This is a genomic window from Vibrio diazotrophicus (assembly GCF_038452265.1).
Lineage (GTDB): Bacteria > Pseudomonadota > Gammaproteobacteria > Enterobacterales > Vibrionaceae > Vibrio > Vibrio diazotrophicus.
In genome coordinates, this window is record NZ_CP151843.1 from 1,093,761 (window position 1) to 1,120,019 (window position 26,259).

Sequence of the window (26,259 nt, forward strand, 5' to 3'; positions counted from 1 at the left end):
AACATATATTAAGGTGATAAACATGGCGACTATCTACACAACTAAAGCAACAGCACTAGCAGGCCGTAACGGTAAAGTTTCAACAGATGACGGTTTACTGTCTGTAGACTTGAGCTACCCAAAAGAAATGGGCGGTAACGGTACAGCGACAAACCCAGAGCAACTATTTGCAGCAGGCTACTCAGCATGTTTCTCAAACGCGATTCTTCATGTTGCTCGCGAAGCAAAAGTAGCGCTTAAATCCGCTCCTGTAACCGCTGAAGTGGGTATTGGTCCTAACGAAACGGGTGGTTTCGCTCTAACTGTTAGCCTAGATGTTCAGTTAGATCTTGAAGAAGCGCAAGCGGTTGAACTAGTGAAAACGGCTCACCAAGTATGTCCTTACTCAAACGCAACTCGTGGCAATATCGCAGTTGGTCTGACAGCGAATGGCGTAAAAATCGCTTAATTTTTTGCATGTGTATTCAACAAGCTCGCCAAGTGCGAGCTTTTTTTTGCAAGTCACAATAATGACAACAAGTTGAAATCAAACCGTCACGTAATCCGTCTACCTTTAGACGCAGCAAAGAAATTGGGTCAGATACTCTATGTATTTGTCACTCACAATGTTTGCTTGGTTTAAATACTCCCAAGATAAATCCTTTTGACCAAACATTCGTTTGGTCTTTTTTTTTTTGCACCACATCACAGCGTTGTGCGCCATGAAGATGCACATGACGTTATTGTACAAACACGCAACATTTTCATAACTTGCTGTAAATAAAGAAAAATAATTATTGGCACAGTAAATGCTATATAGAAAATACAAATGCAGGCAGCGTTTGTGCTTCTTTTCAGTGATAAGGCAGAAATCACTGGTCACTTCATGTTCTTTCGACCTCCTTCTGGGAGGTCTTTTTTTATCTGTAACTTACCTCAAAGATTCTGAACAGCTTCAACAGATAATCGACATTGGTTTCACTGTAAATAGAACGTATGATTCACCCTATTATCTACTTTGTATAAGCATTTCAAATGAACGGAAAACACCAGCCGATCCATGGCGCTTTTTGGATGTTAACAGCGGGGTTAGCTTTTGCTGTTGTGAACAGCGTGACGCAAATTGCGACCATCAAGTTCGGACTTACTTCAACTACGGTGGCTTTGATTCAATACGCAGTCGCTATTGTGGTTATCCTTCCCTATCTCAAAACGCTGGGCATTCGCCGATCTTTACGTACCCAACATTTTGGTTGGCACGTATTTCGTGTTTTCCTAGCCGTAATCGGTATTCAATTATGGTTATGGGCACTCGCCTACCCTGTGCCTATCTGGCAAGGCATTGCTTTGCTGATGACATCTCCACTATTTGCCACCGTCGGCTCTGGCTTAATTCTGAAAGAAAAAGTAGGAATCGCTCGCTGGGGTGCAACGCTGACTGGCTTTATCGGCGCAATGATCATTCTTGAACCGTGGGCTGAAGACTTTAGCTGGGCAACACTGCTTCCTGTTGGCGCGGCGTTTTTCTGGGCATGTTATTCACTGATGGTAAAGAAACTTTCTTCCGTCGATAACCCGTCCACTATGGTTGTTTACCTGTTGCTGCTGATTACACCGTTTAACCTGCTTTTGGCTATTCCTGAATGGCAAACACCTGTCGGCGGTACGTTATGGGTATTACTTATTGCTGCTGGCGCGATGACAGCCTTAGCTCAGTGGTCGATAGTTAAAGCATACTCTGTATCGGATGCGTCCTTCGTACAGCCTTTCGACCATGCAAAACTGCCGTTGAATGTTCTTGCTGGTTGGATGGTTTTCGGTTGGGTTCCACCAGGTAGACTATGGCTTGGGGCAATCATTATCATCTTGTCTGTCGCCTTCATTACTCAGTGGGAAGCAAAAAAGAGCCACGTTGAAATAAAAACCGCCTGAGTTCGTTCTTATGTTGTAAGTGATCAAGCGAAAGTTAACTGGGTATCTATCAGCCATGACAAAGCCAATTAAAATAACTTTATATCGATGGGCAGGCAGCTTCGGCCCATTTAAAGTGAACATTCCGTGCGGTGAATGCACACTGACAAAAGACATACTTCTCGATACGTTTAAAAACGAACTCGCAGACGTTCCTGTTGAATTAGAAGTGAAAGACTGGCTATCGCATTGGTGGGAACCTTTGAAGCACGGAGCTTGGCATGCGCCAATTGTTATCCTTGAAGGACAAGTCGTGAGCCAAGGAGAAGCCCTAAACCGAGGTCTGCTGGTACAAGCTGCGATTAAAGAATGGACAAAGCGTGACTCGTTGAAGGGCAATATCGTGTTTGGTAAAGAAACCTGCCCTTACTGCGCCAAAGCAAAACAGTTGCTGGACAAATCTGGCATCAATTACCAGTACCATGATGTGGTAAAAGACAGTGCGGCGCTGTACAGAATGATTCCCGAGGTGAAAGCCATTATCGGAGAAAAAACGCCCGTGACGGTTCCGCAAATTTGGATTGAAGGCAACTACATTGGTGGATGCAGCGATTTAGAAACATGGTTAGCGCAACGAGATTTGAATCAAGAAAGCCTATCGAACGGAGAAAATGTTCATCCGATTCATCGCAAAGAGATTGGCTAAAACCATCTCCAATCGATTAAGCAAAAGCCCTGAGACTATTAACCTCAGGGCTTTTTAATTACTGACAGATTTTCTTAACAAACATCTTTATACGTGATGACTTCTTCGCTTTAGCTTTTCCGTAAAGCGTGTCTTTCATCACTTGCTTTACAACCATTTCACCCGTCACCATATAGGCTGAAGCTAATTGGAAATTCATAGCTGTCTCCGAAAACTCAGTTAGCTTCTTTTCGGCTGCTGATAGGTTTTGCCTGCTGCTTGGTAAGTATCTTTATGTTTAACATCAAAATGGATATCAAAGAACCAAGCGACAAACTTAATCACATCGTCACCTTCATTCATAATATGCTCGACAAACTCTTGCTCTTCGCCTTGTTCATCCTGCTGCAAAAAGACGTGATAGATGCGTTGTTCACCATCAACTTCTGCTAATGCAAACTGACCTGTTAACGACTGAGCCGCTTCCGCAACCTCTTTATCTTCGCTCGCTTTTAGCAGCTCCAGAGCCTGAGGCAGGTTCTCTTTCTCACATAAGCTTTTTACTAAAGCTTCAAATTCGTTTTGCTGCATAAAATCTCTCCTCAATAAAGTACGCGGCGGATTATATACGTAAAGCGGCAGACAAAGCATCTTCACGTACATCTTTAAAACATAGATAGTTAAAACATAAAAAAGCCCCATCAAACGATAGGGCTCTTGAAACATTAATGAACCAACGACTAACCTTCTTGAGGAACGTCTTTGGTATTTGAAGCAAGCATGCTCTCTTTCGAGTCGAGAATTTTATCGAGCTGATCACGTCGAGCAAGGAATACGGACATCTCTTTTTTCGGCACCGAAGTTGCCATTGGGATATTCGCTTTCATTGCATCAACCGGACGACCACGAACGATCAATTCATAGTGCAAATGCGGACCAGTTACACGCCCTGATTTACCCGACAAACCAATGCGTTGACCGCGAGTAACTTTTTGCCCTTTACGCACCAGTATCTTGCTTAAATGCAAGTAACGAGTGCTATAGGTGTTGTCATGCTTAATCACAACATAGTTACCCGCATACGGGTGGTTACGAGTCATGATCACTTCACCGTCACCGGTTGACAAGATTGGTGTACCTATCGGAGTCGCGAAATCCGTACCATTGTGCGGAGCATACTGTCCAGTAACAGGGTGATGACGATTAGGATCGAAGCCCGATGACATTCTCCAATGTGTTTTTGTCGGATAACGTTGAAAAGCACGTTGAAGACTGTTGCCATCTTTATCGTAATACTGACCATCTTTGTATAAATACGCAGACACTTCGCTATTACGGCTGTAAATTTTAATCGCTTGAATTTCTCGGTTGCCTGTCAGTTTTTCACCGACATACTGACGAGATTGCACCACTTCAAACTGGTCACCGGCTCGTAAATCTCGGCCAAAATTCACTTTATCCTTCAACAAAGCAACAATTTGGTCGATCTCAGCGCTGCCTAAACCAATCTTGTTCGCAGATTGTGAAAAACTACCCTGAATTTCACCGACAAGAGCAAACTCTTTCCATCGGCTAGGTAAAGTTACGTCCTTATATTCAAAACTTCCATCTTCAACACGCGAATAAACCGCTCGCTCAACCAAACTAAACTCTAACTCCATCTTAGCCAGAGTTCGTTTGTTATCGCCTGACCAGAAACGCAGTATGTTGCCAGGCTTCAATGTATCCAGTGCCAGATAGTTTAAGTCGGTTTCCATTATCTTCATCAGTTCTTGGTAGGAAAAACCAAGCTGATTAAAGATGCTACTTAAATTATCACCGGATTTGATTACATATTCGTAATCAGGAAGTGGCAAACTCTCTTGCTTTGACTCGCCAAAAATCGATTCTACTACGTCTGATTCTTGGATAGATAAAGCAATACGTCGCTGATTTGACTCAGGATTTGACGATAACAAGATGGCTGCAGCAGCTACAATAGGTAACCCTAATGCAAAGGCTTTCTTTCTTTTTGAAAGCTCTGAAAATCGCAAAATAACAGATTTTGAAAGCACAACCTTACCTGTGTAAATCATTTAAAAAGAGGCACAGATTACGGCTTTCTTAACAAAAAGTCATTATTGAGCGAGTAAAGAATAGTAAAAAGGCACAAAAGTGCCTTTTTAGAAGTACTGTTTATAGCGCAAGTTTAGCCTTCAGTAGCCAATCAACATTACTTTTAACTATATGGTATCTAAACGAATTTATTGGTGTGTGGATACCATGCAGTTATCTTCGCCATAGCCATTGGGAATATATTGATCAGCCTGTGGATCATTCACCCAAAGTTCTTCGTCTAAAAGATAACGGAACTGGTAATTAGAATCTTTTGGTAGGCGGGTTTTAAACTTAAACACACTGGATTTTGCAACTTTCTTCATCGGCTGTGGCTGCCAATCAAGAAAATCAGCAACAATAGCGACATTCGATGCGACATCAGGTGCATCCAGCTCAAATGTCACTTCTACTTCATCTTTTGTCTTAAAGAAACGCTTATTAATCATGTCAAACTCCATTTTTTGCTCAAAAAGTGTTCTGCTAGGCAAATGATAGAAACTCAAAAATAAACTTTCAACTTCAGCCAAGAAGTTTCCTCAAACAACTGAGTATCACTAAGCCATTATCCTACTATGCACCTACCCTGCTGAAACTGCGTTCCTAATTGGATAGAGATAGCTGATATTTCTCCGATATCGAAAACAGTATAGACACAGATTCCGTTGCTGCCTCAGAAAAAGCCACATTATTTGCATGGCTTAAAAGTGTCACGGTTACGTTGCCACCATTTTGTACCAACGATTGTACATCGACACGATCCCCTAAAAGCTGGCTGCTGACCATCACCATTCGAGATCTGAGTGAGTCATATTTAAATAAGGCTAAATAGTTGAATACGCCTGAGCCCTGATTCGAAACACGAATCACCGAAAGATAACCATGTTGCTCTTCAAAGCCTTCCAACTTAAGCATTAGTTGAGTATCCAATGCGACAGAGCCACGCTCACTTCCTGAATCATAAGTGCCAACCACCCAGCGCTGCTGCTCATCCCAAGACTCTATAAATGCAAAGCTTGGGGTTTCAGGAACCGGGACGGTGATTGGGTTGGGTACGTCCAATCCAAAAACAGCTTGAGCGATCGGGTCTTGCTTTATTGTTGTGGTGGGAAATTTCGCCATGATCTCTTGATCAGAAAGTGAGAAGCGATAGACCCCCGCCACCACAACGATAACGAGTAAAACAATAGGAGTGAGCAAAATCAGAGGAATAGGTAAAAGACGTTTTTTCATAATGTTTATAGTTTGATGTTTTATAAGGCGCGGACACTATAACTCAAGCCTTCCGACTTTGAGAGTACTAAGCCAACAGACAATTAGTAAAAATTCATTACGATCGCTTTGCTATAGTGTCATTTTTACCCGCGAGGGACTGTAATCTAGGGAAACTTTGCAGCTAAAAATCTATCTGAATCCTACCTTTACAGGATAGGAAATGAGCGTAGAATCAGACGCCGTTCGATTACCACACCATATTTAAGGCTATTGATATGTTTGCCATCTATGAATCCCATAAAGCAGGTCTGTTCAAAAGTAAGCATTGGTTAAACAATTTAAGTGCGGGATTGATTGTCGGGGTGGTTGCTCTTCCTTTAGCGATGGCATTCGCGATTGCATCAGGGGTGAAACCTGAACAAGGTATTTATACCGCAATTATTGCTGGCTTAATTGTTTCTATATTTGGCGGCTCGCGAGTTCAAATCGCAGGTCCTACTGGCGCATTTATCGTTATTTTGGCGGGGATTGTTGCTCAGCATGGCGTTGGTGGATTACAAATCGCGACCATGATGGCGGGTGTCATTCTGCTTGTTCTTGGTGTAACCAAACTCGGCAGTATCATTCGCTATATCCCAGATCCTGTTATCGTCGGCTTTACCAGTGGTATTGGCGTCATCATTTGGGTCGGTCAATGGCAAGATTTCTTTGGTCTGCCTCAGATCAGCGGTGCGCATTTTCATCAAAAACTGATTTCTATTTTCCACGCGTTCCCACAATTTCACTTAACAACCACCTTATTAGCCTTATTATCTTTGGTATTGGTCATTGCAGCGCCTAAAATTCCAAAGTTGTCACGCATTCCGGGACCTTTACTGGCACTGGTAGTGGTGACCACATTGCAGTATGTCATCGGCTTTGATGGCGTGCGTACCATAGGCTCAGCTTTTGGCGGTATTCCTCAAGGTTTACCAGAGCTTTCTGTCCCAGATATCTCTTTTTCTCAGATTATTCAGTTGATCGGTCCTGCCTTTGCTATCGCTATGCTTGGCGCGATTGAATCTTTGCTTTCTGCGGTTGTTGCCGATGGTATGGCGGGCACTAAACACAATTCAAACCAAGAGTTAGTGGGCCAAGGCATTGCCAATATCATCGCACCTATTTTTGGTGGTATTGCAGCAACAGGCGCTATTGCCCGTACCGCAACCAATATTCGCAATGGGGGTAATAGCCCACTAGCCGGCATTATTCACGCCTTAACACTTGTTGTCATCTTACTCGTTTTAGCGCCACTGGCAGTTAACATTCCATTGGCAACACTTAGCGCGATTTTATTCGTCGTTGCTTGGAATATGAGTGAAATTCCACACTTCGTTAAACTGGTTAAACGCGCTCCCAAGGCGGATGTGGTTATTCTGCTTATTACCTTTAGCTTGACTGTTTTTGCAGACCTTGTAGTGGCTGTAAACATAGGTGTGATTATTGCTATTCTTCACTTTGTTAAACGCATGGCTTCAAGCGTTGAAGTGAAAGCATCAACACCTGAAGAATTAACCCCTGATTTACAGCGTCATGGAAAGAGCGCATTACCACGAGAATTGGCTATTTATGCACTCGATGGACCGTTCTTTTTTGCCGCAGCGGAAACGTTTGAACGTGTGATGACCAGCATTCAGGAAACTCCGAAGATTCTTATCATCCGTTTAAGATGGGTACCGTTTATGGACATTACCGGACTGCAAGCTCTCGAAGAAATCATCGAAAACTTCCATCATAAAAATGTCACGGTACTCATATCAGGTGCAAATCCGCGTGTCACCCAAAAGCTCGACAGGGCGGGAATTATTCAACTTGTGGGTGAAGAGAATGTGTATAAAGAATTCGATGACGCGTTACGTATCAGCTTAAATACCATCGATAAAAATTCATTAACAAATTCAGACCCAACCTAACGCGAAAAAGCAAACATCTCCCCTTGTCAATCCTTAGATTCTAGCTCTTGGTCGAATAACCAAGAGCTTTTCTTTATAATTCTGTAACTTATAGAAAGCAAACCTCTTTCGACCCGCATTTCGATCTACAAGTCTGTGCCCAACTTCACATTAAGCACACAAATGATTTTATACAAATCCTTCACCAGTGTAACAATAACGAAACAAATCACCATGATTTGCCATTCTCAGAGTGCAAAGGAATGAATATTTACTCTTTTTTGATGAATAGTATTGCTTAGGCTTCAAAAAATAGATATTCTCGCGCCAATGAGTAAATACGGATGTTTAGTGAATTAATATACCAAGGACATGGTGTTAATTGACTAGTAGTAACACGAGAAAAATAATGCAAGATAACGCTCAAACACTAGATACTCCAGTAGAACAGAAATCTTCTGGAAGTTTATGGATGTTCCTGATCCCTTCTCTGATCGGGGTGTTCCTATTTATGGCACCGATCAGTTATGACGGTTCATTCACCATTCCTGTCGCTGTATTAGCAAAATCAGTACAAGCTTTGTTTGGTGACTCTTTAGTTGCAATTATTACCACTATTATTGCATTTATGTCGGTTGCTTCTTTTGCGACGAAACTTTTCAAACCGGCATTCATTGTTGAGAAGCCATTCTTAAACAACCTATTTAACCCTTCTTGGTTATGGTTAGCTGTACGAGTCATTGGCGGTGCAGCGGTAATCATGACTTTCTTCAAAGTTGGTCCTGAAGCTATCTGGGAAGGAGACACAGGTGGTTTAGTTCTGGAAAGCTTATTACCAACGCTATTCTCTGTGTTCATTTTTGCCGGTCTGCTACTGCCACTACTGCTTAACTTTGGTTTGTTAGAACTGATGGGCGCGCTACTAAGCAAAATCATGCGTCCTCTGTTTAACCTACCGGGCCGCAGTGCAATTGACTGTGTGGCTTCTTGGTTAGGTGACGGCAGCGTAGGTATCCTACTGACAAGTAAGCAATATGAAGACAAATTCTACACTCAACGTGAAGCCGCTGTTGTCGGTACAACCTTCTCAGCAGTATCTATCACGTTCAGTCTAGTGGTTATTGCTCAGGTAGAATTGGAACATTTATTCCTGCCATTTTACGGCGCTATCTGTTTAGCTGGTTTTGTTGCGGCGATCATTATTCCTCGCCTGCCACCATTAAGCTTGAAGAAGAACACTTTCATTGATGGTTCAAAACCTGATGCGGATGCAGATGCGATTCCAGCAGGTCACTCGTCTTTTTCTTGGGGTATGGAGCTTGCACTAACGAAAGCTGGCCAAGTGAAATCATTCAAGTCGGTGTTTGGCGAAGGTATTCGTAACGCTATCGACATGGTATTCGGTGTACTTCCAGTTGTTATGGGTCTAGGTACTGTTGCTCTTGTTATTGCTGAATACACCTCTGTGTTCTCGATTCTGGGTCAACCATTTATTCCTTACCTAGAGCTATTAGGCGTACCAGAAGCGGTTCAAGCATCTCAAACAATTGTGGTTGGCTTTGCAGACATGTTCATTCCTGCAATCCTTGCAGCTTCAATTGATAATGAGATGACTCGCTTTGTTATCGCAGCAATGTCTGTTACTCAGCTTATTTACATGTCTGAAGTCGGTGCGCTAATGCTAGGCAGCCGTATTCCGGTTAACTTCGTAGAACTGTTTGTTATCTTCATTCTACGTACATTAATCACACTACCGGTTATCGCTGGTGTTGCACATTTGATTTTCTAATTTCAGACTCGCAAACAAAAGGCTTCACTCGTTGAAGCCTTTTTTATTCCCTTGTGCTGAAATGATATAAAACTCCCTCCATATCTATCCCCAGAATTTCATTCACCTCATTGCATAAAACCCCAGTTATTAGTCCTAAACAACCTAGCTTAAGCACTATAAGTCTTAATAAAAAATAGAACTGGCTAGATATGCACCGTATAATTTCGTAGGAAAATTCTGAATAGATCGTTTTGCAGACGATTTATGTACAAATAGCGCTCAACATATAAAAGTGAATGAATGGAATGAAACGGATTTTAGCTGCTTCTCTACTCTTTATTAGTACTTTCGCGTCTGCGTATGACTTAACTGTAAGACTGCCAGATCAAGCACCAGTTGTACTGTCGATGCATCAGCTAAAAAGCGAGTTACCTGTTGTGAGTTTTACCACTAGCACTCCTTGGGGAAACAACCCTGACGCCGCAGTCTTTACTGGTTTCACCATGATCGATTTGTTGAGTTATTTAAAAACCAAAGATGTAGCCAGTGTTTCCTTTATCGCTTTGAACGACTACTCCTCAACCACTTCTATTGATGATTTGAAGCGCTACACTCCAATTGTGGCTTACGCTATTAATGGCGAACCCATGCGAGTACGCGACAAAGGCCCATTCTGGTTTATTTACGATATGTCGAAATATCCGCAGACAGATACCCCGGAGTACCACACTCAAATGGTATGGCAACTTAAAGAGATATCGATTAAATACAAATGATTGCAGCCTCTCAAAGTAAGCAGTTACATCCATTAATTCAACGTACAAAGACGCTGCTACTGATCGTCTCTGTTGTTTTAATGATCGCTAATCTCTATACGCTAACTTCAACCAAGGAGTTAGCTCGTTCCTACACCTATAAGCAGCATAAAGCGACTTGGTTTTTGTTCTACCTAACCAAAGAATTTACAGAGCTGGTATCTATCATGCCTCATGCTCTCGATACCCCAGAAGATCTCGTAAATGTGAAGCTAAAATATGAGCTTACTTGGAGCCGTTTTGATCTAATTTTGCATAACAGCGAAGCGGATGAATTCTTAGAAATAGACGGCACGCTGCACTACTTCAAAAATACATTTGACCATTTCAAGCTACTTGAATCCTTATTGGTGAGCGTCAACGACGAGCAGTCACTCGCTAACTTCACAACGAGAACCGAAGCTCTTTATCAGGACGTGATTCAATACATTAACGATAACTTCAAAATTCAAAGCCCTATGTATTTAGAGCAGAAGGCGCAAGCTGAGTATGTGACTAATATTCAATATGCACTCATTCTGCTATTGTTTTTCTCTATCGGGTTGGTGAGTTTCATTTGGTACAAAGAGGCTCAATACCATCGTTTGTTAGCGTTAACGGACCCGCTGACCGATATCGGCAACCGATTGTCGATGTTTCGCTCCATTTCACATCGACCTAATAGTAGTCATTACTCGCTGTTCCTGTTGGATCTCAACGGTTTTAAAGCCATCAATGATGACTTTGGGCATTTGGCTGGTGATTCTGTTTTACAACAAGTAACCAAACGTTTGTCTCATATTCCGACCTTCGATTATGAACTTTTCCGTATGGGTGGTGATGAGTTTGCACTCATTATTAACAGTGTAGAGCCGCTGGAACTAGAAGGGATGAAAAGTCTTATTGAGCAGTGTTTTGAACACAAATTTGTTGTCGGTGACAATCAATATCGCGCTTTAAATACCAGTATTGGCATCAGCTCCTATCCAAATGATGCTACCGACATCAACCAATTAATTCACATTGCCGACCAAAAAATGTATGTAATGAAGCATCAAAAAAAAGGCCCCTCATTATGAGGGGCAAGGTTACCATCGCTTTATAGTTATATAGTGTTAGCCAGTAAGTATTGTCAGTGAAGACATCTCTTTGGTGAATGCGTTGCGATTAGCCGAAATCACCGTTCACGTAGCCTTTTGTTCTGTCATCTTTTGGTTGACTGAAAATCACCTGCGTGTCGTCATGCTCAACTAACTCCCCCATCAGGAAGAATGCGGTGCGATCAGAAATACGACGCGCTTGCTGCATTGAGTGAGTAACGATAACGATGGTGTAGTTTTTCTTCAACTCTTCCATCAACTCTTCAATTTTGTGTGTTGCAATTGGGTCAAGAGCTGACGTCGGTTCGTCCATTAGGATCACATCCGGTTCCATTGCGATAGTACGAGCAATACATAGACGTTGCTGCTGACCACCCGATAAACCAAACGCGTGTGACTTCAAACGATCTTTCACTTCATCCCAAAGCGCTGCACCACGCAGTGAACGTTCTACCACTTCATCAATATGTTTCTTATCTTTCACACCTTGAGCACGTAGACCGTACGCCACGTTTTCGTAGATGCTCATAGGGAATGGGTTCGGCTTTTGGAAAACCATACCTACACGAATACGGATATCTGCAACATCAACGTTGCCATAAATATCCTGACCATCCATCTCAAGCTTGCCTTTGATGGTGACGCCTTCGATAAGATCGTTCATGCGGTTCAAGCAGCGTAATAGCGTTGATTTACCACAACCAGATGGACCAATCAGCGCCGTCACTTGACGAGTAGGAATTGGCAGGTTGATAGATTTCAGTGCTTGGTTTTCGCCGTAGAATAAATCCAGATTTTCAATATTAAATTTGTTCATTGTCGTGTCTCTTAAATTCTGTCAGTCGTATCGGATTAGTAAGTTGCCGTGTTGAATCGCTTAGCGATTAACTTGGTAACCATGTTGATGAGCAACACAACAACAATCAGCACAGTGGCTGTTCCGTACGCTTGATTCCACTCTTCAATCGTGAATAGTTCAGTTGTCAGTTTGTAAAGGTGAACCGTCAATGTTCGACCTGAATCCAAAAGAGAATCAGGAACACGAGCTACCATACCTGCGGTTAAAAACACCGGTGCTGACTCACCGATAACGCGGCCAATACTCAAAATGACAGAAGTTAGAATACCTGGGATCGCACTTGGCAAAATGAGACGCCAGATGGTGTAAATTTTTGAAGCGCCAAGACCATAAGAGCCTTCGCGATACGTTTGTGGTACCGCCATTAATGCTTCTTCTGTGGTACGAATGATCACTGGCAGAATCAGGATACTTAGGGTTAATGCGCCCGAAAGAATCGAGAATCCTAAACCAAGAATCACAACAAAGAACGTCATACCAAACAGACCAAAGATGATCGATGGAATACCCGCTAATGATTCGGTACAGAAACGGATTATCTTCACCAGCTTACTGCCGACTTTGGCATATTCGGTAAGATAGATCGCCGTCATGATACCCATCGGTGCCGCAACCGCGATTGAAGCTACCACCATATAAATGGTTGAGATGATCATCGGGAAAATACCGTGTTCATCACCAGTACGAGTGTAGTCGTCCGTGACGAATGTCCAATCCACGTGTTTTAAACCGTTAGATAGGATGTACCAGATAATCCAGAATAGAAAACCAACCGTTAAAGCCGCCGCAAGCCAGATAAACGCTCTTAAAACGTTGTCTTTAAATTCACGTGCTTGTTTTAGTTTTGCGCGATCCGCTCTTTTTTGATTTGCGAAACTCATAGTCGTTACCTCGCTTTCTCACGGTTTAGGTACAGAAGAGCCGCGTTAAGCATCATGATAAACACAAGTAACACAACACCTGTTGCATACAACGCGTTGGCGTGAACACCACTGGCATAAGACATCTCAATAGCAATGTTTGCCGTCAAAGTACGCGCTGAGTCAAGAATACCTTCAGGCATTGCTGGCGCGTTCCCCATCACCATGATGATCGCCATGGTTTCACCAAGCGCGCGGCCAATGCCCAGAATCACACCAGTCATAATGCCTGAACGTGCCGCCGGAACGAGAAGTTTGAAAATGGTGTAGATGTTTGAAGCGCCAAGAGCCAGAGAACCTTCTTTATAAGCACGAGGGACAGCTCGGATCGACGTTTCAGATACAGTGATTACAGTTGGCAGAATCATCACACCAAGAACAATAATCCCAGCTAGGATTGTGTTACCCGCCGGTACTTGGAAAATATTCTGGATTAGTGGAACGATAATGACTAGGCCGAAGAAGCCATAAACAACCGAAGGGATACCCGCCAATAATTCAACCGCTGGGCGAATGATGTCCGCAACACTTTTAGGAGCAATCTCTGCGATAAAAATTGCCGTCAGCACACCGATAGGAACACCAACAATTACCGCTCCGAAAGTAGAAACAACCGATGCCACAATCATGGTAGCCACACCGTATAACGCCGGTGGTAACCAGTCTTGGCCAAGAACGATTCCAGAAACGCCAACTTCTTGGAATGCAGGAATACTCTCTCTAACGATGAAGTAGGCAATAACAGCTAGAGAAACGATACCGATAACGGCACTCGTCAAAAACAAACCGTGGAAGAAACGCTCTTTCCAATCTACGCGCTTTTGTGCACGCAATTTACGCTTTGCTTGCGTCTTTTCGATATCCATAAGCTTGTCACTATTTGCGATGGTCATAGATGTTCTCAATCTCACCTACCGAGCTAGCTAACATTCATTAGTTCGCCGATATGTAATACAAAAGCCCAGCCCAAGGCGGGCTGAGCAAAGCTTAAATATTTAAATCTTAGTTCACTGAGATGTAGTGGTGTGAAGCAACGATTTTTTGAGCTTCATCCGATAGCATCCAGTCTAGGAACTTTTGTGTTGATGCAGATGGAGCACCTTTCTTGTAAAGCACTAGGAAAGGACGAGCAACTTTGTAGCTACCAGCTTTAACGTTCTCAACTGTTGCTGGAGTACCGTCGATTGCTAGAGCATGAACAGAACCGTCTACTGTACCTAGAGAGATGTAGCCGATTGAGTATGGGTTAGAAGCAACCATAGTTTTCAGACCACCGTTACCGTTCGCAACTTGCGCACGCTGAGAAATAGCTGAAACTTCTTTACCAGAAACTTTTTTCTTAAGTTCCATGATTTCTTCAAACGCGCCACGAGTACCAGAAGCTGTATCACGAGTGATCGCTACGATTGGCTTGTCTTCACCACCAACTTGTTTCCAGTTAGTGATTTCGCCTTTGTAGATTTCAGAAACTTGCTCTGCTGTTAGGCCTTTCACTTTGTTACTTGGGTGAACAACTACCGCGATACCATCGCGAGCAATCACTTCTTCTACTAGGTTTGATTCTTTTTCAGAGTCTTTCAGTCCACGAGAAGACATACCAATATCTGCACTGCCATTCTTCGCTGCTTTGATACCAGCAGAAGAGCCTGGGCCTTGTACTTCAATAAAAACGTCCGAGTTTGTTTTCATGTATGTTTCTGAGAAAACTTCCATCAGTGGTGTTACGCTGCTAGAACCCACTGCTGAGATAGTTTCTTTTGCTGAAACAGGGCTAATTGCTAGGGCGCCTAGAAGAGCGATTGCACCGATTACTGTCTTTTTCATCACATTCTTTCCTTAAGTGGCTAATTTATTTGCCGTTGATTTACTGGAACGGGATTCACTTTAGAATCCAAATGTGACAGTTGTGTTTCAGTTCGTTGAAAACTGCATGACAAATTGAAATAAAGCCCTCAAAACATATGTACCCAGTTTCTCATTTCAAATAAAATTTCAATTGGGAACGTTATCACCTGAGTAAAAAATCAGACAATCTTCAAAAAGGCAGCACAAATGCTCAAATACTAGGCAAAACTTGACTATTTTGAAGTTAGAGATAATTGAATTATTACTCTAAATCGATAAACTCCCTAAGTTACAAAAATATCAAATAATAATTACTACTATTTACATAAGGATAAATCATGCGAAAGCTGATCTCCGGGTTGTCTATCAAGTTACAGGTTGTCGTGCCTGTACTTGTTACTATGCTTCTTCTGACTGTTGGTATTACATATAGCTCATCAAGTCTTAAAACTGCGTTCAAAAATGTTACTCAATCCACCGAGCAGCTTGTTGAGCACAAAGATGATGTCACTAATATTGTTAACAACACCTATAGTATGCGCATCAGTGCTATCTATAGCTTGTTCACTCCTGACGAAGTCGCACGTCTTCAATCCGTACTAAAAGAGAACGAAGCAAAGAACCTTCAGCTTCTTCAATCTCTAAACACAGTTCAAGGTCTACAGCCAGAAGTCACCTCGCTGCAAAAAGCGATGAAGTACTATGTAGATTACTCTCTTAACACCATGATCCCATTGCTTAAAACTAAGCATAACCAAACCAATCTTGATTCAAGCTTTGACAGTAAATATCAGCAGGCCTCTGCCGCGTACAGAGATGCTGGCGCGCAAATGGTCAAAGCGATTGAAGCACTTTCAAGCAGGCTCAACGTCCTTGCGCTGGAAAGTGTCAGAGCTTCCGAAAATCATCACGGTACAGTAATGCAAAACTCCATGATTGGATTTGTTACCGTGTTGATTCTTGCGGCACTTTGCAGTTGGCTTTTAGCGGGTATCATCGTTAAGCCGATTCAGAGTCTACAAACGATTATGCGTGAAGTTGCGAAAGGTAACTTGCTAGTTGAAGCTGAAGTTGAAGGCAACAACGAAGTGAGTGCGCTAACTCGAGACATCAACGCCACAACCAAACAGCTGCGCCAAACAGTTGAAACATTAATCCGCATTAGTGTCGAAGTCGCTTCAGCTTCAACAGAACTTGCGGCAGTGATGACACAATCAAGTGTTAACTCTGACCAAGAAAAGCAAGAAGTGGAACAAGTGGCTTCAGCGGTAAACCAGCTTGAAAGTGCCGCTCAGAGTGTGACCGACAATGCTTCTCAAGCAGAACAAGCTGCGCAACAAGCAAATCAGCAAGCAAAAGAGAGCTTGGCGATATTCGAACAAAGCCACAAAGCAAGTATCGATATGGCTCGCCAGCTTAATGAAGCAGCATTGGTTGTGAATGGTTTGAAAGAACAGTCTGAGCAAATTGGTCAGGTCATCGAAGTGATTGAAGGCATTTCTGAACAAACCAACTTGCTGGCTTTGAACGCGGCAATTGAAGCGGCGCGTGCCGGAGAAAGCGGTCGTGGCTTTGCTGTCGTTGCCGACGAAGTCCGTATGCTCGCGGCACGTACTCAGCAATCTACTCAGGAAATTCAGCTCATCATTGAAGAGCTGCAAAGCAAATCTGGCATTGCAAATGACAGTATGAATATGAGCTTGAAGATGATTGAAACCAATCAAGCATTGGGCGATCAGGTAAGTGAATATCTCAACAATATTAGTCTGGCGATTTCGGAACTGAATGGCATCAACACGCAAGTTGCCTCAGCTTCTGAAGAACAAAACCATGTGACTTCGGATATTAACCGCAACTTGGCAACTATCTATGAATTGGTAAGCCAGAACGTTGCTGGTATTACCCAGTCAGCGGCAGCAAGCCAAGAACTGTCTGCACTTGCAGAGCAGCAGAAAGAACAACTTAGCCACTTCCGCGTTTAAACCGTTTGTAGCTCTAACATAAACACAAAGGCGATGGTTAAATTCCGTCGCCTTTTTTGTATTGTACGTTTTCGAATCTCTATTGCCGCTCATCTTTCGGCGAATCCATCACCACCATGGTCGAGATGGATTTCACTTGTGGACTTTCACCCAAGACATTTGAGTGAAAGCGCTTATACGAATTTAGATCCTTAGTTTCCACGCGCAGCAGATACTCATTCATGCCTGTAATGTTATGGCATTCCACCACTTCCTTGGCATAACGAACATGATCTTCAAATGCGAGTTGCGACTGCTTAGTGTGGCTATTTAAACCTATAGAGACATAGGCAATAAAACCGACTTCAAGCTGATTTTTGTCCAATACAGCGCGATAACCTTTGATCACTTTGGTTCTCTCCAGTTCCTGCACTCGCCTTAACGTAGCCGAAGGCGATAATCCCACCCTTTCCGCCAGCTCGACATTTGAGATTCTTCCGTCGCCCTGAAGCTCAAACAATATTCTTTCGTCAAATCTATCCATAGCTAAATTTTATTGCTTTTAAATTGCAGTAGACACAAATATAAGCACAAAATTGCGTTCGCATCCAATTACAATTTTTCCATCATTTGATAACAATTGCAGGAGAGAAAATGGATTTATATCAATGGTGGCCTTTAGTGATGTTTGCGTTTGTATCCACGTTTTCCCCTGGTCCCAACAACATTATGTTGATGACGTCTGGAGCGAATGTTGGCTTCAAAAAAACCATCCCTCATATGGCTGGTGTCACTTTTGGCTTTAGCATCATGATCATTTTGGTTGGTATAGGTTTGATTGGCGTGTTCCAACAATACCCTATCATTCAACAGGTACTGCACTGGCTGTGTTTAGGCTATTTAGTTTATCTGGCTGTCAAAATTGTGCTTAGTAAGCCAAGTCAAAGCAGTACGACCTATAAACCAATGACTTTTCTCTCAGCAGCCATGTTTCAGTGGGTGAATCCGAAAGGCTGGTCAATGGCTTTGACCGCAGTGAGTGTTTACAACTACACCACCAGCTGGGTTGGTTTAGCCATTATTGCAATTGTATTTGCGATGGTGAATGTTCCTTCAGTCAGTGTCTGGACGGCGGCAGGTAAACAGCTTAGTCAATGGATGCATCATCCGAAATATGTGCGCTGGTTTAACGGAGCGATGGGAGGACTACTCTTGCTTTCCGTAGTCCCAATGCTTTAGAGCGGGAAGTTAGAGAGAGTTAGAACTCTTGATTGATTAGCGTCAGCATTTGAGCCAGATTCTTTTGCTGCTCAGCACTAAAACGACGAGTGAGCTCTTCAGTGAGCGACATGTGCAAAGCGTTGTGTTGTTGAAACACCTCTTTCCCTTCTTCAGTCAAAGTAACCTGAATAGAACGTCGATCCCCTTCGATGGATTGACGTTCTATTAGCCCCGCCTGAACCAATTTTTCCACTTGAACGGTTAGTGTTCCCGTTGTAATGCTCAGTCGATTCGCTAACTCTTTCATTCGCATTGCACCGTGAGAGCCTAACACCTCAAGAGTATGAATTTGAGCCAATGAGTACCCTGTTTCTTTAACAACGGACATCTCCCAAGAGGACATCTTGTCGTAGAACTCAGTAATCAGGTTGTTAAGCTCGGTCAACTGGTGCATATGTCATAGCCTTTAAAGCGGGTTTACTTCTAGCGTAAGGTGGTGGAGTCTATCAAACTCTTTCAACACCTGTCTAAAGTACAGTGCATCTTTATTCGACTCAGCAGACATTCGTATCGCCGCAGAATAATGATTCGCACTCACTTTCCAAACGTGAATATCAATTACTTTTGCGCCTGCTTCAGTAAGTTTGGCGAGCACTTTCGTTTCATAGTCATGGCTGATATGAGCATCAAGCAAAATAGGCGCTGTTTGCTTCATTAAACCTACTGCCCACTTAGTAATCACAAGAGCACCAACAATACCCATGATTGGGTCTAACCACACCCAACCTAAATATTTACCTACTATCAAAGCCGCGATAGCCAATAACGAAGTTAACGCATCAGCCAGCACATGCATGTAAGCCGCCGTAAGGTTGTGATCATGATGATGCTCATGAGCATGGTCGTGATGGTCGTGATGGTCGTGATGGTCGTGATGGTCGTGATGGTCGTGATGGTCGTGATGGTCGTGATGGTCGTGATGGTCGTGATGGTCGTGCAATAAAAACATACTGGCGACGTTTACCACAAGACCTACGACAGCAACAATAATCGCTTCATTAAACTGAATACTTAGCGGGTTAAACAAGCGATGAATGGATTCTCCAGCCATTACTAACGCCACCAAACCTAAGCCGATTGCACTTGTGTATCCACCCAAAACACCAACTTTACCAGTACCAAAGGTGTACGCTCGGGTTTTCTCATGTTTACGGGCATAGCGATAAGTGAACAACGTGATACAAAATGCAGCGGCGTGTGTACCCATATGCCAGCCGTCAGCAAGCAAGGCCATAGATCCATAAAAACTACCCGCAACAATCTCGACAGCCATGGTGACAACGGTAAGTAGCAGAACATAAAGGGTACGTTTTTCACCTTTTTCGTTGGTGTATGAAAACGTCTGCGTTTGAGGACAACTTGGAGTTTGCATAATAAATACTTTGATAATCAAATTTTCTAAAGTGTAGTTAGTTTGATTATCAAAGTAAATTAAAGTTTGTTGTATACATGTGTTTAACCTTAAATTATCCAGAACATAACAAGAAGGTTAATCATAGTGTCACCTGTTTTCTTAACTGTCGTTACCATGTTTGCTTTCGCAGCAAACTCCATTTTGTGTCGCCTAGCGTTGCAAGACCAAACAATTGATGCCACCACCTTTACTTACCTTCGTCTGGTTTCAGGGGCCATTACTTTGATTGTTTTACACAGTGTGATGGTGAAAAAGACAGAGAGGCGCTACCAGCCGATGTTCGCCATCAAAGCTGGATTGGCTCTGTTTACTTATGCATTGTGTTTTTCTATTGCCTACTTGGAGCTATCAACCGGAACAGGCGCTCTGCTTCTGTTTGGTACGGTGCAACTTAGCTTACTTGCGGCGCACTTTTTCCAAGGGAACAGAATCAACGCATTAGAACTTGTGGGTTTAGTTGTTTCTATATCCGGTTTTGTTTATCTCATGGCACCCAGCGTCACCAGACCCGATATTCTCTCCGCTCTGTTGATGATTCTTTCGGGGTTAGCATGGGCTGTCTTTACTCTGGTCGGCCGCAACAGCGGCAACCCTATTTCAGCCATTTCTCAAGGATTTTGGGTCGCTGGGCTACTTTGCGTATTACTGACACCGTGGATGGTGAACCTAGATTCAAGCTCCTCCAAAGGTATCGTTCTCGCTTTGATTTCCGGCAGTATTGCTTCTGCTGCTGGCTACATTTTGTGGTATCGAGTGATTAGTCATCTGTCCATGTTGCAGGCTTCCGTCGCTCAATTGTCTGTACCTGTGATTGCCATAGCAGGCGGAACTCTACTGGTGGGAGAAGCATTTACCCTGCACCTGACCCCTGTCAGCGCACTGATTCTCGGTGGCATCGTTCTGGTGATTATGGGTAAACAAACAAAATGATGGATTTTCCCTCTGCGCCCAGTAAAATTCCGCGCTTATATCTATCTAGGTTTTGTTGACCTAAAAGAGGTTCCAGCGTTATGAAGCACTCCGATCATTGTTTTACCCCATTTCAGACTGACATTTCTGAATACACATTACCGGAGCGTTTTACTTTTCCGTTTTGCTATGAACCTCATCCGCTAAGCGAAATCGCCGCCAAAGAGCTCCAGCAACATATTGAAACTCAGACCGATTGGACACACCCTTTCGGGCTCACTGAAAATGAACCCGATTCTCACGGCAAAATGTTTGGCGTGTTAGTGGTACAAAATCAAAAAGGCGAACTAGGTTACCTCTCCGCTTTTTCTGGTCTGCTGGCGGAAAAGTTACAACAGCCTCACTTCGTGCCGCCAGTATTTGATCGTTTTGAAGACGAGACATTCTTCCGCTTGGAAGCCAATCAAATTGCAGAGATTAACCGCCAAGTTCGAGAGCTGAATGAGTCGCCAATATCTGCGCAGTTAACTGAGGCGATTCAAGCTTGTCAAAAGCAAGCAGAGCAAGAAATTGAAGCCCATCGTCAAGTGATGATTGAAGGACGCAAGCAGCGCAAATTACTGCGTCAAACACCGCCTGAAAACATGTCGAACGATGAGATAACTGAGATTTTTGAACAACTTGCACAACAAAGCGTCACTGAAAAGAATCAGCTCAAGCATCTCAAACAAAAGTGGGATAACGAGTTAGCACAGCTTCAAGCGGAACTTGAACAACACCAAAATCAGCTCGATGAACTCAAAGAAAAGCGTAAGCAGCTTTCTGCTGCTTTGCAGAAAAAGCTGTTCTCGCAATATCAGTTTTTAAATCAGCAGGGTGATGAAAAATCGCTGGTCGACATCTTTGAAGGCACGGCGAACCCTATTCCACCAGCCGGTTCTGGCGAATGTGCTGCCCCTAAACTGTTGCAATATGCTTTTGCACACCAACTAAAGCCGATTGCATTGGCGGAATTCTGGTGGGGTCGTTCACCAAAATCCGAAATTCGCCAACATAAGAAATATTATCCGGCATGTAACAACAAGTGCCATCCGATATTAGGCCACATGCTTGAAGGTATTGAACTGGATGACAATCCGTTGCTTGAAAACCCCGCTGACGGCAAAGAGATCGAAATCCTCTATCAAGATGAAGCGATTGTCGTCGTCAACAAACCCGCTGAGTTTTTGTCTGTACCCGGAGTGAATATCAAAGATTCGGTTCTAACCCGCTTAGAGGCAATGTTTACCGACGTAGAAGGCCCTTTTGTACTGCATCGGTTAGATATGTCGACTTCCGGAATACTGGTGTTTGCACTCACTCGCCGCGCGAACAAGAGTTTGCAAAAGCAGTTCATTACTCGCGGCGTTGAAAAGCGCTACGTAGCAATATTAAGTGGCGAACTGACAGCGGATTCTGGTGAAATCACCCTTCCTCTGCGTGGTGATTTAGATGACCGACCTCGCCAAATGGTTTGCTACGAACACGGCAAACCAGCAGAAACCTTTTGGCAAAAAATCAGCAGCGATGAAGGCAAAAGCAGGGTTTATTTGTATCCGAAAACAGGGCGAACACACCAGCTTCGTGTGCATTGTGCTCACGCCGACGGCTTGAATATGGCGATTGTCGGCGATGACCTATACGGACGAAAAAATAAGCGCCTTCATCTGCACGCAGAAAGGCTGAGCTTTGATCATCCCTACACAAAAGAGCGTATGCACTTCCAAGTCGATCCTGATTTTTAAGTTCAATTTCATTGAGCAAGTAAGCCAAATTTGTACTTTAAGGTTCATTTAAAAAATCACTAGACGACTGGTCTAATTTAAATTATATTGCCGCCCATGAACGAAAAATCACACGACACCAAACAGCATATTTTAGACATTGGCTATGAACTGGTTGCCAGCAAAGGGTTTACCGGTGTTGGCCTGTCTGAGCTATTGAAAAATGCTGAAGTACCGAAAGGTTCTTTCTACCACTACTTCAAATCCAAAGAACAGTTTGGAGAAGCGCTGCTGCAAGATTACTTCAATCATTACCAGCAGAAGCTCGAAAACCTGTTCGCCAACAGTGATATGAGTGAGTATGAAAAGCTCATGCAATATTGGCGTTACTGGATGGAACAAAACAGCAGTGCGTGCCAAACTGGTAAATGCTTAGTGGTGAAACTCGCAGGTGAAGTCTCTGATTTATCTGAGCCGATGCGCTTGGCGCTGCATAAAGGCACAGACCGCGTGATTAGTACCGTGGCAGAATACATTGAAAAAGGTATTCAGTCCGGAGAAATAAACGTGAAAGATAGCCGCCAAACTTCAGAGTTGCTGTACAACCTTTGGATTGGTGCGAGCTTAATAAACAAAATTCGTCTCGATGACGCGAGCTTAGTTCAGGCACTAAAAGTAACCGAACAAGTTTTAAAAGGTGAACAGCTCAACTAAGCGATATCGACAACGGCTAACCTGTGCCGATTTAACAGATTCATCCGCTATTTCCGTAGCGGTTTTTTTGAAACGAACACTAGACGACTGGTCTAATTATTCTAGAAATATAAAAGGAAAGTTCAATGACTGACTCAACAAACCAACGTATCGTGTTGGCATCACGCCCTGTAGGCGCACCAACACCAGAAAACTTTCGCTTAGAAACCGTTGCTAAACCAGAACCAAAAGAAGGCGAAGTTCTACTGCGTACTATCTACTTATCACTCGATCCATACATGCGCGGCCGCATGAGTGATGCTGAATCTTATGCTGAACCTTTAGCAATCAATGACGTCATGATTGGTGGCACTGTGTGTCAGGTTGAAGCATCAAACAACCCAGATTTCCAGGTTGGTGAATGGGTTCTTTCATACACGACCGGTTGGCAGAAATACTCACTATCCAATGGCGCAGGCCTATTGAAACTAGGTGCGAACCCAACAAACCCTTCATGGGCGTTAGGTATTCTTGGTATGCCAGGCTTTACCGCCTACATGGGTCTTTTGGATATCGGTGCACCACAAGCGGGTGAAACCATTGTTGTTGCTTCAGCAACAGGTCCAGTAGGTTCAACAGTTGGTCAGATTGGTAAAATCAAAGGCTGCCGCGTTGTTGGTATTGCTGGTGGTGAAGAGAAATGTCGTTATGCAGTTGAAGTACTGGGTATGGACGCTTGTATCGACCATAAAGCGGAAGATTTTGCAGAGCAGCTTAAGGCAGCTTGTCCACAAGGTATCGATGTGTACTTCGAAAACGTGGGCGGTAAAGTATTCGACGCCGTTATGCCTCTGTTGAACACCAAAGCTCGTATGCCAGTGTGTGGTTTGATTGCTCAATACAACGCAACATCTCTACCTGAAGGTCCAGACCGTTTGTCTCAACTAACTGGTCTGATCCTGACTAAACGTCTAAAAGTTCAAGGCTTTATTATCTTTGATGATTACGGTCACCGTTACGGCGAGTTTGCTGCAGACATGAATAAATGGGTAGCAGAAGGTAAGATCAAATACCGTGAACAAGTTGAAGTTGGTTTGGAAAATGCTCCAGAACAGCTAATTGGCCTGCTAGAAGGTAAGAACTTCGGCAAGCTAGTGATTGAAGTTGCTAAACCGCTTTAATCTCAACATCCGGATACGAAAAGAGCCTGTAGATACAGGCTCTTTTTTTGGTTTGTACTTTAAGCAACTTCGGGAGTTGCATTGGTTGTATTCTCGTTTGGATCGTCTTCTTTCTGCACCGGTGGTACCTGACCTTCCTGAACCGCTTCTTGATAACAGCCGCTAAGCTTAATCGCTAAATAGAGATCGGCACGAAGCACTACCCCACCGTCACCAACAGGCACGCCTGTTAACTCACACCATTTACGTAGGCTACGTTTTCGCCCTGCGATCACTAAGCGAATGCCTCGTTTTTTCAGAATCGTCTGAACATCGCCCAGCATCGCCATCACGCTAAGATCTAAGTGAGTAAAGCTTGAGACCGCATCAACCACCACACACACAACGTCACTGCCACCAGCTTCTGAAAGTTCCAATAATCGGCGCTTAAAGTACGGCGCGTTAAAGTAGGTAAGCGGAGAGTTAAAACGATAAATGATCAAACCCGGAATCGCTGTCGCTTTGCCTGAAGGATCAATCGAACGTACCGTACCTTTTTTATCCAAACCTAATACTTGGTCTCTCGGACGCATGACCACGCGAAGGAACTGAAACAAGCCCAACAATACCGCCAAAGTGATACCGGGAATAACGCCAATAACCAGCACTGACACCAGCGTAATGGAAGCAAGATAAAACGCATCTTTATTGCGTTTGCGAAGTTGCCAAACCCCTTTTAAATCCAGTAAAGACATTGACGCAATAATCAGCACAACACCTAGTGCAGCAATCGGAATGTACTGTAATGGCTGATACGCGAATATCGCTATTGCGCCAATCACCGCCGCTGCAATCACTGAAACCAGTTGTGATTTGCCGCCGTTTGCATCATTCACTGCGGTGCGAGAATCTGCGCCACTAATCGCAAAACCTTGTGAAAATGCAGACGCGAGATTCGCAAGTCCCAATGCCTGAAATTCTTTGTCTGCATCAATGTCATAGCCGTTTTTCGCTGCAAAACTACGTGCGGTCAGCATCATACTCACGAAGCTTACTACCGCTAAGTTAAGTGCTGGAACCACGAGTTCACGGGAAACACCAATATCAAATGTTGGAGCCTGAAACGCTGGCAACCCACCTTGAATAACGCCCACCACTTGTACACCAACGGTGTCTAACTTCATCAACCAAACCATCACACCCGTAATGAAAATCGCAAACATTGCCGCTGGCCACTGAGGTCGAAAGCGTTTTGAAGCCAAGTACACAACCACAGTCGTGGTACTGATCATCAAGGTTTGCCAATGAGGACTCATCAACAGTGAAGGAGTTTCATACAATCGTTCCAACAGATAACGCTGCTCGAACTTCAAACCGAATATCTTCGCAAACTGACCGACAATAATGGTCAACGCCACACCGTTAAGCAGGCCAAGCAAAATAGGTCTTGATAGGAAATCCGCCAGAACACCCAGCTTGAAACGGCTGGCTAAAATACACCAGATACCAGTCATCGCCGTCATGGTCATAACAAGCTGCCAGTGTTTAGTCGGGTCGCCTGCGGCTAAAGGCGTAACCACCGCAGCAATAACCGCACAAGTTGCGGCATCAGGACCAATGATTAACTGCCGAGAGGTTCCGAACAAGGCATAAACCAGCATAGGAAGCACACACGAATACAGACCAACAATCGCAGACACTCCAGTTAACTGCGCATAAGCAATAGCAACTGGCAAGGCGACAGCTACCACAGATAATGCGGCTCGGAGGTCATCTTTAAACCATGAACGTTCATAGTGTTTCAGTTGATTAAAACCGGGCATCCATTGTTCGATCGAAACGTGTTTCAATTGCTGTGTTCCTTACATCACATACTTAATTTCTCCATTAAGCATAACCTAAGTTGTTCAAACCCTTCACATAAACATTGAAATAAAAATGCAATAAAAAAGCCTGTCATTGAGACAGGCTTAA

Annotated in this window: 26 protein-coding genes; 13 read left to right on the top strand and 13 right to left on the bottom strand. The window is 43.6% G+C overall.

Annotated features, from left to right (window positions below; genetic code table 11):
• Positions 1-22: 22 nt before the first annotated feature.
• The 3 genes from AAGA51_RS20235 to AAGA51_RS20245 all read left to right on the top strand — a co-directional run bounded on the left by AAGA51_RS20235 (position 23) and on the right by AAGA51_RS20245 (position 2,596).
• On the top strand, positions 23-448 hold the full coding sequence (locus AAGA51_RS20235) for an organic hydroperoxide resistance protein (protein WP_042485518.1): 426 nt from the start codon (positions 23-25) through the stop codon (positions 446-448).
• Between the two features lie 566 nt (positions 449-1,014).
• Entirely contained in the window at positions 1,015-1,911 is an 897-nt protein-coding gene (locus tag AAGA51_RS20240) for a DMT family transporter (protein WP_042485516.1), read from the top strand.
• Between the two features lie 55 nt (positions 1,912-1,966).
• Positions 1,967-2,596, top strand: a complete 630-nt coding sequence (locus AAGA51_RS20245; RefSeq protein WP_042485514.1) for a glutaredoxin family protein — start codon at positions 1,967-1,969, stop codon at positions 2,594-2,596.
• A 58-nt stretch (positions 2,597-2,654) separates the two neighbouring features.
• Here AAGA51_RS20245 and AAGA51_RS20250 read toward each other — a convergent pair whose 3' ends face one another.
• The 5 genes from AAGA51_RS20250 to AAGA51_RS20270 form a co-directional block, all read right to left on the bottom strand.
• Complete coding sequence (locus AAGA51_RS20250) at positions 2,655-2,795, bottom strand: hypothetical protein (protein WP_167828604.1); 141 nt, start codon at positions 2,793-2,795, stop codon at positions 2,655-2,657.
• A gap of 20 nt (positions 2,796-2,815) precedes the next feature.
• On the bottom strand, positions 2,816-3,166 hold the full coding sequence (locus AAGA51_RS20255; RefSeq protein WP_042485511.1) for a hypothetical protein: 351 nt from the start codon (positions 3,164-3,166) through the stop codon (positions 2,816-2,818).
• A 149-nt stretch (positions 3,167-3,315) separates the two neighbouring features.
• Positions 3,316-4,629, bottom strand: coding sequence for a peptidoglycan DD-metalloendopeptidase family protein (locus AAGA51_RS20260; protein ID WP_042485946.1), 1,314 nt, complete (start codon positions 4,627-4,629; stop codon positions 3,316-3,318).
• A 189-nt stretch (positions 4,630-4,818) separates the two neighbouring features.
• A complete protein-coding gene (locus AAGA51_RS20265) occupies positions 4,819-5,118 on the bottom strand; it encodes an isoamylase early set domain-containing protein (RefSeq protein WP_042485941.1) in 300 nt (99 codons plus the stop codon).
• Between the two features lie 154 nt (positions 5,119-5,272).
• A complete protein-coding gene (locus AAGA51_RS20270) occupies positions 5,273-5,902 on the bottom strand; it encodes a hypothetical protein (protein ID WP_042485508.1) in 630 nt (209 codons plus the stop codon).
• A 257-nt stretch (positions 5,903-6,159) separates the two neighbouring features.
• On the opposite strand from AAGA51_RS20270, the gene AAGA51_RS20275 reads away from it, so the two are divergent.
• From AAGA51_RS20275 to AAGA51_RS20290, 4 genes are all read left to right on the top strand, one after another.
• Positions 6,160-7,836, top strand: a complete 1,677-nt coding sequence (locus AAGA51_RS20275; protein WP_042485505.1) for a SulP family inorganic anion transporter — start codon at positions 6,160-6,162, stop codon at positions 7,834-7,836.
• 388 nt (positions 7,837-8,224) lie between these two features.
• Positions 8,225-9,604, top strand: a complete 1,380-nt coding sequence (locus tag AAGA51_RS20280; protein WP_042485501.1) for a YjiH family protein — start codon at positions 8,225-8,227, stop codon at positions 9,602-9,604.
• A gap of 287 nt (positions 9,605-9,891) precedes the next feature.
• Positions 9,892-10,362 (top strand): molybdopterin-dependent oxidoreductase, encoded by a 471-nt coding sequence (locus AAGA51_RS20285; RefSeq protein WP_042485498.1) that lies wholly within the window; start codon positions 9,892-9,894, stop codon positions 10,360-10,362.
• Entirely contained in the window at positions 10,359-11,459 is a 1,101-nt protein-coding gene (locus AAGA51_RS20290) for a GGDEF domain-containing protein (protein WP_042485495.1), read from the top strand. The genes AAGA51_RS20285 and AAGA51_RS20290 overlap by 4 nt, the downstream gene beginning before the upstream one ends.
• 88 nt (positions 11,460-11,547) lie before the next feature.
• Here AAGA51_RS20290 and pstB read toward each other — a convergent pair whose 3' ends face one another.
• The 4 genes from pstB to AAGA51_RS20310 form a co-directional block, all read right to left on the bottom strand.
• Complete coding sequence (pstB, locus tag AAGA51_RS20295) at positions 11,548-12,297, bottom strand: phosphate ABC transporter ATP-binding protein PstB (protein ID WP_042485491.1); 750 nt, start codon at positions 12,295-12,297, stop codon at positions 11,548-11,550.
• A 35-nt stretch (positions 12,298-12,332) separates the two neighbouring features.
• Positions 12,333-13,220, bottom strand: a complete 888-nt coding sequence (gene pstA, locus AAGA51_RS20300; RefSeq protein ID WP_042485486.1) for a phosphate ABC transporter permease PstA — start codon at positions 13,218-13,220, stop codon at positions 12,333-12,335.
• 5 nt (positions 13,221-13,225) lie between these two features.
• Positions 13,226-14,152, bottom strand: coding sequence for a phosphate ABC transporter permease subunit PstC (pstC, locus tag AAGA51_RS20305; protein WP_042485484.1), 927 nt, complete (start codon positions 14,150-14,152; stop codon positions 13,226-13,228).
• 109 nt (positions 14,153-14,261) lie between these two features.
• Complete coding sequence (locus tag AAGA51_RS20310; RefSeq protein WP_042485481.1) at positions 14,262-15,083, bottom strand: phosphate ABC transporter substrate-binding protein; 822 nt, start codon at positions 15,081-15,083, stop codon at positions 14,262-14,264.
• 359 nt (positions 15,084-15,442) lie between these two features.
• Here AAGA51_RS20310 and AAGA51_RS20315 point away from each other — a divergent pair, with 359 nt between their 5' ends.
• Complete coding sequence (locus AAGA51_RS20315; RefSeq protein ID WP_042485479.1) at positions 15,443-17,086, top strand: methyl-accepting chemotaxis protein; 1,644 nt, start codon at positions 15,443-15,445, stop codon at positions 17,084-17,086.
• Positions 17,087-17,165: 79 nt separating this feature from the next.
• Here the strand turns inward: AAGA51_RS20315 and AAGA51_RS20320 are convergent, their stop codons facing one another.
• Positions 17,166-17,609, bottom strand: coding sequence for an Lrp/AsnC family transcriptional regulator (locus tag AAGA51_RS20320; protein WP_042485477.1), 444 nt, complete (start codon positions 17,607-17,609; stop codon positions 17,166-17,168).
• Positions 17,610-17,719: 110 nt separating this feature from the next.
• On the opposite strand from AAGA51_RS20320, the gene AAGA51_RS20325 reads away from it, so the two are divergent.
• Positions 17,720-18,304, top strand: a complete 585-nt coding sequence (locus AAGA51_RS20325; protein ID WP_042485474.1) for a LysE family translocator — start codon at positions 17,720-17,722, stop codon at positions 18,302-18,304.
• A 19-nt stretch (positions 18,305-18,323) separates the two neighbouring features.
• Here AAGA51_RS20325 and AAGA51_RS20330 read toward each other — a convergent pair whose 3' ends face one another.
• Positions 18,324-18,740, bottom strand: coding sequence for a MarR family winged helix-turn-helix transcriptional regulator (locus AAGA51_RS20330; RefSeq protein WP_042485470.1), 417 nt, complete (start codon positions 18,738-18,740; stop codon positions 18,324-18,326).
• Between the two features lie 12 nt (positions 18,741-18,752).
• On the bottom strand, positions 18,753-19,718 hold the full coding sequence (gene dmeF / locus AAGA51_RS20335; RefSeq protein ID WP_042485467.1) for a CDF family Co(II)/Ni(II) efflux transporter DmeF: 966 nt from the start codon (positions 19,716-19,718) through the stop codon (positions 18,753-18,755).
• A 126-nt stretch (positions 19,719-19,844) separates the two neighbouring features.
• Between dmeF and AAGA51_RS20340 the strand changes: the two genes are divergently transcribed.
• From AAGA51_RS20340 to AAGA51_RS20355, 4 genes are all read left to right on the top strand, one after another.
• On the top strand, positions 19,845-20,690 hold the full coding sequence (locus AAGA51_RS20340) for a DMT family transporter (protein ID WP_042485464.1): 846 nt from the start codon (positions 19,845-19,847) through the stop codon (positions 20,688-20,690).
• An 80-nt stretch (positions 20,691-20,770) separates the two neighbouring features.
• The gene (locus AAGA51_RS20345; RefSeq protein ID WP_042485463.1) at positions 20,771-22,453 is read left to right on the top strand and encodes an RluA family pseudouridine synthase; all 1,683 of its coding nucleotides are present in this window, start codon (positions 20,771-20,773) and stop codon (positions 22,451-22,453) included.
• Between the two features lie 96 nt (positions 22,454-22,549).
• On the top strand, positions 22,550-23,146 hold the full coding sequence (locus tag AAGA51_RS20350; protein WP_042485459.1) for a TetR/AcrR family transcriptional regulator: 597 nt from the start codon (positions 22,550-22,552) through the stop codon (positions 23,144-23,146).
• 125 nt (positions 23,147-23,271) lie between these two features.
• Entirely contained in the window at positions 23,272-24,306 is a 1,035-nt protein-coding gene (locus tag AAGA51_RS20355) for an NADP-dependent oxidoreductase (protein WP_042485456.1), read from the top strand.
• Positions 24,307-24,365: 59 nt separating this feature from the next.
• On the opposite strand, the gene AAGA51_RS20360 is transcribed toward AAGA51_RS20355, so the two are convergent.
• A complete protein-coding gene (locus AAGA51_RS20360; protein ID WP_042485937.1) occupies positions 24,366-26,108 on the bottom strand; it encodes a SulP family inorganic anion transporter in 1,743 nt (580 codons plus the stop codon).
• Positions 26,109-26,259 lie beyond the last annotated feature (151 nt).